Source organism: Kluyvera huaxiensis, assembly GCF_040149365.1.
GTDB lineage: Bacteria > Pseudomonadota > Gammaproteobacteria > Enterobacterales > Enterobacteriaceae > Kluyvera > Kluyvera intermedia_A.
This window is the reverse complement of sequence record NZ_JBEFLV010000018.1, coordinates 101,811-111,339: the sequence shown is the minus strand read 5'-3', so window position 1 is coordinate 111,339 and position 9,529 is coordinate 101,811. Positions and strand designations below refer to the sequence as shown.

12 protein-coding genes are annotated in these 9,529 nt (G+C 51.8%); 11 read left to right on the top strand and 1 reads right to left on the bottom strand.

Annotation, left to right across the window (positions count from 1 at the left end):
- Window positions 1-60 precede the first annotated feature (60 nt).
- The 8 genes from ABOC97_RS17950 to ABOC97_RS17915 all read left to right on the top strand — a co-directional run bounded on the left by ABOC97_RS17950 (window position 61) and on the right by ABOC97_RS17915 (window position 4,829).
- Complete coding sequence (locus ABOC97_RS17950; RefSeq protein ID WP_004187445.1) at window positions 61-873, top strand: DUF4158 domain-containing protein; 813 nt, start codon at window positions 61-63, stop codon at window positions 871-873.
- Window positions 874-909: 36 nt separating this feature from the next.
- The gene (phoH, locus tag ABOC97_RS17945) at window positions 910-1,683 is read left to right on the top strand and encodes a phosphate starvation-inducible protein PhoH (RefSeq protein ID WP_022649889.1); all 774 of its coding nucleotides are present in this window, start codon (window positions 910-912) and stop codon (window positions 1,681-1,683) included.
- Window positions 1,684-1,693: 10 nt separating this feature from the next.
- Entirely contained in the window at window positions 1,694-1,897 is a 204-nt protein-coding gene (locus tag ABOC97_RS17940) for a crAss001_48 related protein (protein WP_022649890.1), read from the top strand.
- A gap of 15 nt (window positions 1,898-1,912) precedes the next feature.
- Window positions 1,913-2,278 (top strand): Gp49 family protein, encoded by a 366-nt coding sequence (locus ABOC97_RS17935; RefSeq protein ID WP_006812571.1) that lies wholly within the window; start codon window positions 1,913-1,915, stop codon window positions 2,276-2,278.
- The gene (locus ABOC97_RS17930; RefSeq protein WP_006812570.1) at window positions 2,278-2,523 is read left to right on the top strand and encodes a GrxA family glutaredoxin; all 246 of its coding nucleotides are present in this window, start codon (window positions 2,278-2,280) and stop codon (window positions 2,521-2,523) included. The genes ABOC97_RS17935 and ABOC97_RS17930 overlap by 1 nt, the downstream gene beginning before the upstream one ends.
- A gap of 96 nt (window positions 2,524-2,619) precedes the next feature.
- Window positions 2,620-3,144, top strand: a complete 525-nt coding sequence (locus ABOC97_RS17925; RefSeq protein WP_006812569.1) for a hypothetical protein — start codon at window positions 2,620-2,622, stop codon at window positions 3,142-3,144.
- Complete coding sequence (locus ABOC97_RS17920; RefSeq protein ID WP_006812568.1) at window positions 3,135-3,551, top strand: type II toxin-antitoxin system YafO family toxin; 417 nt, start codon at window positions 3,135-3,137, stop codon at window positions 3,549-3,551. Before ABOC97_RS17925 ends, ABOC97_RS17920 begins: the two co-directional genes overlap by 10 nt.
- A gap of 171 nt (window positions 3,552-3,722) precedes the next feature.
- A complete protein-coding gene (locus tag ABOC97_RS17915) occupies window positions 3,723-4,829 on the top strand; it encodes a tyrosine-type recombinase/integrase (RefSeq protein WP_022649891.1) in 1,107 nt (368 codons plus the stop codon).
- Here the strand turns inward: ABOC97_RS17915 and ABOC97_RS17910 are convergent.
- The gene (locus tag ABOC97_RS17910) at window positions 4,821-5,207 is read right to left on the bottom strand and encodes a transcriptional regulator (protein ID WP_022649892.1); all 387 of its coding nucleotides are present in this window, start codon (window positions 5,205-5,207) and stop codon (window positions 4,821-4,823) included. The two genes, ABOC97_RS17915 and ABOC97_RS17910, sit on opposite strands and share 9 nt — an antisense overlap.
- Window positions 5,208-5,470: 263 nt before the next feature.
- On the opposite strand from ABOC97_RS17910, the gene ABOC97_RS17905 reads away from it, so the two are divergent.
- The 3 genes from ABOC97_RS17905 (at window position 5,471) to ABOC97_RS17895 (ending at window position 9,497) form a co-directional block, all read left to right on the top strand.
- A complete protein-coding gene (locus tag ABOC97_RS17905; RefSeq protein ID WP_004110118.1) occupies window positions 5,471-5,683 on the top strand; it encodes a hypothetical protein in 213 nt (70 codons plus the stop codon).
- 109 nt (window positions 5,684-5,792) lie between these two features.
- A complete protein-coding gene (locus tag ABOC97_RS17900; RefSeq protein ID WP_022649893.1) occupies window positions 5,793-8,165 on the top strand; it encodes a cobaltochelatase CobT-related protein in 2,373 nt (790 codons plus the stop codon).
- A gap of 96 nt (window positions 8,166-8,261) precedes the next feature.
- Window positions 8,262-9,497 carry an AAA family ATPase gene (locus tag ABOC97_RS17895; RefSeq protein WP_022649894.1) on the top strand — a complete coding sequence of 412 codons (1,236 nt, stop codon included), beginning with the start codon at window positions 8,262-8,264 and terminating at the stop codon, window positions 9,495-9,497.
- Window positions 9,498-9,529 lie beyond the last annotated feature (32 nt).

The window sequence follows — 9,529 nt, the reverse complement described above, 5'->3', positions numbered from 1 at the left end:
CGCGCCGGTTGCCTTGGCGGGCTTGTCACAAACCTACGTTTTCAAGAAGAAGGAAACCGCATGCCCCGCCGTTCGATCCTCTCCGCCGCCGAGCGCGAAAGCCTGCTGGCGTTGCCGGACACCAAGGATGAGTTGATCCGTCACTACACGTTCAGCGAAAGCGACCTCTCCATCATCCGGCAGCGGCGCGGCCCGGCCAATCGGCTGGGCTTCGCGGTGCAGCTCTGCTACCTGCGCTTTCCCGGCGTCATCCTTGGCGCTGATGAGCCACCGTTCCCGCCATTGCTGAGACTGGTCGCCAACCAGCTCAAGGTCGGCATCGAAAGCTGGGACGAGTACGGGCAGCGTGAGCAGACCCGACGCGAGCACCTGGTCGAGCTGCAAACGGTGTTCGGCTTCCAGCCGTTCACGATTGGCCACTACCGGCAGGCTGTCCAGTTGCTGACCGAGCTGGCCATGCAAACCGACAAGGGCATCGTGCTGGCCAGAGCCTTGATCGAGCACCTGCGGCGGCAGTCGGTCATTGTGCCCGCCCTCAACGCCGTCGAGCGGGCGAGCGCCGAAGCGATTACCCGCGCCGTGTTCTTCAACCGCCTGGGGGAAATCCGCGACCGCAGCTTCGAGCAGCAGCGCTACCGGGCCAGCGGCCTCAACCTGGTGACGGCGGCCATCGTGCTATGGAACACGGTCTATCTGGAGCGGGCCGCGAACGCCTTGCGTGGCCACGGTCAAGCCGTCGATGACGGCCTGTTGCAGTACCTGTCGCCGCTCGGCTGGGAGCACATCAACCTGACCGGCGATTACCTCTGGCGCAGCAGCGCCAAGATCGGCGCGGGCAAGTTCAGGCCGCTACGGCCGCTGCAACCGGCTTAGCGTGCTTTATTTTCCGTTTTCTGAGACGACCCCAATATGGGAAACAAACGTAAACAGGCGCGTCGCGCAGCTCGTCAGGCACTGAAGTCAAAGCCACGCATCCACGGCTACGAAATTGACACAATCATCGTTGACGAGCTGGCTGCCGCCCCTGCTCTGCCTCCGAAACCGAAGCGCGACAACTCTCCTCTCGAAGCGCGAAACGAGGCCCAGGCCCACTATCTCATCTCCCTCGATACCAAAACGCTAACGTTCGCCACTGGCGAAGCTGGCTGCGGTAAAACGTACCTGGCCGCGGCCGTTGCAGCGCAGCGTCTACTTAATAAGGAAGTGGACAAGATCATCGTGACTCGTCCGGTATTGCAAGCAGACGAAGATCTGGGCTTCCTTCCGGGCGACATGAGCGAGAAGTTCGCTCCGTTCTTCCGGCCCGTCTATGACGTGCTACAGAAGCGTCTGGGTGGCTCGTTTCTCGAATACTGCTTAAAGCCAGAGGTGGCCAAAGTGGAGATTGCCCCCTTCGCTTACATGCGTGGGCGCACTTTCGAAAACGCTGTGGTAATTCTGGATGAAGCTCAAAACGTGACAGCGTCACAAATGAAAATGTTCCTGACCCGTATGGGAGAAAACGTCACGGTTATCGTTAACGGGGACATCACCCAATGCGATCTTCCTGGCAGCGTCAAATCCGGGCTGGAAGACGCTATGGAGCGCTTTAAGCCGTCTGAATATGTTGGACGGATCGAGTTCGAGAGCGAGGACTGTGTACGGTCTGAGTTATGCAAAATTGCGCTTGAAGCCTACCAATAAGGAGATAAGCGTGACCAAAGAATATCTGCCTCACCAGCAGCGTGTGATAGAGGAACAGGAAGATCTGTCGCGCCGTATTTTCAAGCTGGAGTGCTTCACAGCCACCGAGATTTTTAGTCGTCTCCCTCAAGTCGACCGCAACATGCTCATTAAGCAGCTGGACGCGATGAAAGCCTATGAGCTAATTCTTCGTGCCCGAATCGCTCGTTTTTAACGTAAGGAAACCAAAATGACCGATATGGATATCGAAAAAGAGATTGTGGCCAAAGGCAAAACGGCCGCGCGTGTTACCCCGGAACGCATTGAAGCTGTTATCTCAGGCGAATTTTACTTTACCGGCGCGGACGGATATCGCAGCTCACCGTTGTGGCTGAAGCAGGAAGAGCCTGAACCGGCCCCGCAATCACTCGAACTGCTGACATTCTGCGTTCTTGTGCTGGAGAACGGCTACACCGTAACCGGCGAGTCTGCGTGCGCCAGCCCGGAGAACTTTGATCCGGAGATCGGACGTAAAATTGCACGCCAGAACGCGATTGCCAAAATCTGGCCCCTGGAAGGCTATCTTCTCAAGCAGCAGCTGCACGAGGTGAAGTGATGAAGGTCGTTATCTACGGACGGGATAATTGCTCATACTGCAAACGTGCGGTCGAGCTGGCGAAGCAGCTGCACGGCCACGGCTTTGGCGATTATGAATACATCGATATTGTGTCTGCCGGGATCGACAAAGAGAAGTTGAGCGACCTGGTTGGCAAGCCGGTGGAGACCATACCGCAGGTGTTCGTAAATGGCGAACCTATCGGGGGTTATACGGAATTTGCTGCTTTTGCGAGCACCCTGTAATACAATACGGCTCCTTTTGGGGCCGTTTCTGTTTGTCGCAGTTTCAGGGAACGCGTACACTTAGTTACGAGCCAGCAAAAAGCAGGCAGATAAATCATGAAAGACTCAATCACCAAAATCGCAATGGTTGTGGCACTGGCACTAAGCAGCCTGTCACACGGTTCTTATGCCAAAGATCACACCCATGAACGCAGCGCTATTACTTCAGGGGCGAGCGCACCATCCCTCGCAGAACTGCGCGAAAGTGTGGGTAAAATCCAGGAAGTTACCGCTGATGGCCGTGAAATTTACGCCAGACTGGATGCGTTGGCAGAACATGATTTTGAGCAGGCAAAGTTTGCCGCAGAAGGCTTACGTGCTGATGTAATTGGCTCCCTGGCAATTGCCGAGTTCTTATTCCAGGCATTACCAGAGATGTCGATCATCCGGTCTTACGACAAAAACTCCACTGAATACAAGCTATGCAGGGCTGTCGCTGAGATGCGTCACGGGGCCAAAAATCTCGATAATCTGGTTAATCAGATCCTGACAGTTAGCCCTCTTCGCGAATCAGAAATTAGCCATGCGGCTCTTGCTGTTCTGGCAGCCAGTGGCACAGAGGCTTCGACCAAATGGCTCTGATTGTCGAGATCAACCCCGATACACGCGCCGCATTTTTAGACCCCACTTTCAAAAAGTTCCCTGGATTGGAACAGCAGCTCATAGAGGAATTTATTTACTGCAAGGAGCACAACGCCACAACGGATACCTTCGGCAGTGACGCCGTCTTCACTTTTCCACCTTATGCCGTAGACGCTCAACTCGCTCGCATCCACATCAAGCTACCCGACGAACAGCCCTGGCCACCTCGCACTCCAGATCGGCAGAAGAAGAGTAATACTTATTTAGTTTATGCACAGCATTTGTGGAATCCGGACAGATACTCCATTCTTGCAGTTGTTACCCCAGCACACGATCTCATGAGCGCCGCCAACACACAGTTAATCTCCCACTTTTCAGCCTGTGCTGAAGATTTTCACAACCGCTAAAATCATCTTGCTTGTTTCTCAGATTTAAAAAAATCGACTCTCAATGATTCCATACCTATTAAGTATGGAATCATTGTACAAAACAGGCTATTTTATGGTTGATCATACAAAAACTTAAGCCTAATATACTGTTCATACATACAGTAAAAGGTTTCACTCAGTGAGTGGACGATGAAAAACACCTTTGATAAAGCACGCGCAGCAGAAAACACCTCTCGGGAAGCCATCGAGTACCTCGAACGCGCTTCCGGTTTGTCGGCAGTGTCGACCGCCAATTTCGACGGAGACATGTCGTTTTCTTCCGCCTTCATATTATTCACTCGCTTATCTTTACTGATAACGAGACGTCGACCTGAAATAGCCGTTCATTGTGTTTTGATACATATAATGCCGCATATCTCTGAAGTAAAGGTAAGTGATATAAGTAGGGTCTTGGTCAACCAACTGGTGAACCCACTGATACTGGAAGGCAAGATCGTCCAGGGCAGACGCGTATTCTCCCTAATGAAACAGTTCCTGAGCTGGTGCGCTTTTCAGGGGCTGATTGATACATCACCGTTGAATGATATGTCGCTCAATAGAGTTGCCGGTGGCGCAAAGCCAGTGCCGCGCGAACGTAAGCTGACGGACGCCGAGGTCTGGGTATTCTGGAACGTCTGGGATTACTTCAATGTGTGCGAAGGCACAAAGTGGGCGGCCAGGCTCTGTCTTGTCGCCGCCAGACGACCCGATGAAGTGCTCCGGGCCAGAAAGGATGAGTTCAACCTTCAACGTGATGTATGGAATCAAGGTACGCGAAACAAATCGGCCAGACAGCACGCGCTGCCGTTAAGCCCATTGATGCGCCAATGCGTAGAAGGGTTGTTTGAGTACGGGAAAGGCAGCCAGTGGCTCGTTCCTTCGAATAAGAAGAAGGGCGTGGATACGCCAATGTCTAAGGTGGCCATTGCCCAGGCACTGAGAAGGATACTGGAACGACCTGAGTTGATGGAGGTTGAGTCATTCACCCCACGCGATCTGAGACGTACAGCGCGTAGTTATTTCCCTGCTCTGGGGATTAATCAGGAGGTGGCCCGTAAGATTATGAACCACAGTCTTGAAGGGATAGATCGCGTCTATGATCGCCACGATTATATGGATGAGATGCGAGACGCCTTGAATAACTTCTCAACGTACATCGCATCTATCGTGAATCAAACAGACTTAGACGAGATAGACCACAAATTCAAGGGAGATCGTCTAGCCACCGAGCTTATTCGTGTAAATTTCTCACAGTGACTTGATGGCCTCTACCACCTTTTCTGACGCTCCCTGTTGACCGTCAAAACGGTTACGGAACGCTTCTAGAACGAGTTTTTCATCAGCGGAGAGCGGTGCAGTGCCCTCTTCGCGAAAAAACTCAAGCAGCTCAGGATGACGTTCTTCCAGAACCATCAGCATCAGTCGAACCGGATCTGCATCCAGCGCTTCGGCTAATGCTCGAACCTTATCTACTGGAAGTGGGATTTTGCCGCTTTTGATGAGAGAGAGATTGTTGGCGTTCTTGTACCCAACCTCTTTGGCAATGGTAGCCTGACTTTTAGGCGAGATTGTGATTAACGAGTCAATGTAAGCTGCGTAGCGACCTTGTTTGATCTCTGTTTCGTTGGTAGCCATGTAGTGAACCTTGCGTGTTTTGTTTATCTCTGGTAAGTGCTTACTGATATTACAGCAAAGGCCAGGGTTGTAAAGACTTATCTATTTAATTTCGATAGGCACAAAACCCCAGCATACCGCCATTATACTATGGTTTTTAGGCGATTTGTCACTATTCGCTTACAGAGAAAAGTAAGACGTATCTGATATAGGTGCATTCCATATTGATACAATAGGTAGTAGTATTGCCGAACTTTCAAATGTGTTCAGTTGGATGATATGAAATGAAAAATATAACTTCTAAATTGACCGCCCTTGAGGTTGGACACGCATATGCGATTGGGCTGGATGGCGTTGCGACGATCCTGACAGAACTAGAATCTGAAGAGCTTCCCGTGGAGATGGTTGATACGACGGTTTTCACTTTTGAACTAAAAAATAAACATTTCACACTCATCAATACTGGTTGCGGCTCCCTTGCCGTGAGAACCATTTAACACACATTCCTGCCGATAGAAGCCTGTACGAACAGCTTAGTCGCCTGTTCGTACAGTGATAAATTACGCACATCAGAAAACAAATTGTTTTAATAACAAGGAAATTCTCATGTCCAAAGCCATGACCAGAGCTGTGCTGAAAGAGGTACAGGACTTCCGCGACTGCGTAAAACGAGTTGTAGCGATGCTATCAGGCAAACAGATACCTGTTGCAGAGCGAGGCAATGAAGCATATGTCCGCTACAACCGGCGCGGCGAACCAGTGCTGGTAAACATCCCATCTATACCGGACGACGCGTCACCAACCCTCATGAACGCAGTACGTGGTTTTCTCGACCATGAGGTAGCCCATATCCTCTTTACTGATCCGAAAGTCGCAATGAAGATGCGCGAGAGAGGAAAGGCTCCGTCTACCGGGCTTTGGAACGCGCTGGAAGACGTTTTTATTGAACGCAGAATGGGACAGGTATTCAACGGAACCCGTCGCAATTTACTGGCCACACAGAACCTGGTGATCGACAAATACTTCAAGGGCAAAGTGTCAGAGGCGGTTTCAATCTGCCACGGCAACCAGCGTGAATTGTTCCTGAAATTCTTCCTTTGCCCTGTCGTCCGCGCCTGGGATGGCCAAAGCCCTTTCATCGACTTTATGGAAGAACACTGGCACCTCATCGAGAAGCCTATAGCCTTGCTCAAAGAGCATGGTATCGACGTGGCCGTTCGCAATATGTCGAACACAGAAGACTGTGTGAAGGTCGCAGCTGCTATCGCCCAAATCATGCAGGATATGAAAGACAAGCCAGAGGGCAAATTACCAGAGCTTAAATCGTCTGCTAGGAAGCCGTCGAAGAGTGAGGATGAGTCAGAGGAAACCCCAGAAGCCGGTGATGAACCGACTCATAGTGAATCAGCACCAAAGCGTACCAAAGGCGAAGACGACGACAAGGAAGAGCAAGAAGATGATGCCTCAGAAGAGGAAGAGTCTGGGGATTCTGATTTGCCCGAATCAGTAGATAAGGACTTACCTACAGAAGATAAAGAAATTAGTGATATAGAAAGTAAATATACAGAAGCAGGCGAAGAGGAATCAGGAGACACCCCAGAATCCGATGATGCCGGCATGGAATCAGGTGATTCTGATGACGAAGGTGGTAGTGATGACACTGGCTCTCCAACGCCTGGTGATGGCATTCGCGATGACGCCGATGACTCCGATGGTTATGGCTCTGGCGCCGCTGGCGATGGCGATGGTGATAGTGATGACGGCGAAGACTCCGATGCCGGTCATGGGGAGTCCGAAGGAGAAGGCGAAGAGGAAGATGACGCCGCCGATCACACAGACGGCGAAGGTAAAGAAAATGAGGATGCCGCGGAAGCGCCTGAAGACAGTGAATCAGGCTTTGTTCCTGCTCCGGATGAAATGACTCTGGAGGACGCACTCAAGGCGCTCGACGAGATGGAAGACGGAACAGGCGAAATGACCGAAGACGCACTGTCGGCCACCATCAGCAAAGAGCTTATGAGCACCTCACTTTCTGAGTATCGCCCATACGATCGTTCATACGACTTTATCGGGTTGATTGATGAGGCTGAAGAGCATGTAAAGCGCACCAGAAAGACGTTCGGCGCAATCCCAATGCACTCACCTGTCGATCGCTACCGCATGGTTCCGGAAGGCAGAAAGCTCTTTGAACTGAAAATCGAAAAACATCTGTCAGCAGGCGTTTCTTCGACTCTGGCCAAAGACCTGGAGCGAGCTATCGCCAGCCGCAACCGAGTTCAGTTTATCCCAGGCCAGAGACGTGGGCGGATACATGGCGCGAACCTGTATCGTCTGGCAATGAACGACGACCGCGTGTTCCGCAAAAAAGAAGACCACAGAGCGGTGAACGCGTGCGTCCAGCAAGTGATCGACTTGTCCGGCTCAATGGGCGGCAGGAAGATTCAGTTGGCACTCGCAAGCGCCTACACCATTGCGGATGCTCTGGATCGTATCAATGTGCCTAACATCATCACCGGCTTTACCACGTTTGGTAGCCCAGATTATGAAACCATGTCGAAGCGCGGGTTTACTCGCTTCGAGGCGCTAATGCTGCCCATTATCAAAAACTGGAATGAGAAAGCTAACTCTCCAGAGATCCGCGCCCGCATGGGCTGCGTGTGTGAGACGTTCCCCCTGCTCAATAACGTCGATGGTGAGAGCGTCGCGCAGCTGGCGACTCTGTTTGCAGGGCGAATGGAGGACAAGAAGATCATGCTGGTTATGAGCGACGGGGCGCCATGTGCTGCAGGCGATGGGTTCCATCAGCATTTACGAACCGTCACCAAAGAAATTGAGACGTTGAGTGACATCGATTTGATGGCTATCGGCGTTCTGACCGACGCACCACGGCGTTACTACAAAAATTACGCACTGGTAAACAGCGTAGAAGAGTTAGGGCCGTCAGTCGTCACAGAGCTATCTCGTATCATTCTTGGGTAATTGCTTTACCCGTAAAAATAAGTAATCACTTACTATACAGCCTAATATATTTATATAAGATATACCCCACGAACGACAAACAGTAAGGAAAAACACATGACCGCTACTGCACTACAGCAAGAAGAACATTTGCCGGAAGCCATCGTCTGCAAGTGGTGTGGCAAATCCTTTCATTACCTGAAATCCCATATCTCTATGGGCCGCTGCGAGAACATTCCTGAGTCCGCGAAAGGTCTGGACGTGGACGAGGTGGTGAAAATGTACACCTCTGCGTTTCCGGATGAACCAACGATCTCTCGCACGGCACTGGCCAAACTCAATGAGAAGCGTGCCGAAAAGCATTCAGGCGAAGGAAAAGTAGCGGAGATTAGCGCACATCCGGGCTACGCAGGAACGGTCGAATACAAGACCGAACTGGTGGCCGCGCACGAGCTGCTTGGCGTAACGATCAAAGAGCTGGGAACGCCACGCGGAAAACCACTACAGGTGACAGTCAACGTCAACACGCCATATCCGGAGTTCGTACCGGAAGCGAAGAAGAACTATGTGTATGGCGACTTCGACCTGATTAAAGACATCTTCATGATGCTGGAAATCGGAATCCCAGGCTATCTCTGGGGTCATGCAGGAACCGGTAAATCTTCTCTTCCTACGCAGCTATGCGCCCTGCTGAATCGACCACTGATCCGCGCCCAGCATACGGCGTCTATGGAAGAGGCACACGTTACAGGCCAGATCCTCGCTCGCGATGGTTCCACCTACTTCGAGCCTGGTTTGCTGGCGCTGGCGATGAAAAATGGCTGGGTGTACCTCGCTGATGAATATGACTTCGCGTTCCCGCAGATTCTGGGTGTGTACCAGCCAGTTCTTGAAGGAGAACCGCTGATCATCAAAGAGGCAACTCCGGACTGGCGCCGTATCACTCCGCATAAACGCTTTGCCTTCATTGGCACTGGCAACACTAACGGCTCTGGCGACGAAACGGGTCTCTATCAAGGAACGAACATCCAGAACGCGGCGAACTTCTCGCGCTTCGGCATTGTTTCGAACGTGAAGTACATGAGCACTAAGGCTGAAGTCAACATGCTGGCTGAGGCTGGCGTCATCCGCGAATACGCCGAGAAGATGGTGAAATTCGCGAACCTTGTCCGTGAAGGTTATGAACAGCATCTGATCAGCCAGCCAATCGGCCCTCGCGAGCTGCTGCTGTCCGCAAAAATCGGAATGATGCGCGGTGATTTCTCTGCCGGCATCGAAAAGTCGTTTATCAATAAACTTCCATCCACGTCTGCACAGGCAGCGCGTGAAGTGGTTCAGAAGATCTTCGGTTAATCGTGCGTAAAGGATGTTTCGGCTCTCTTATC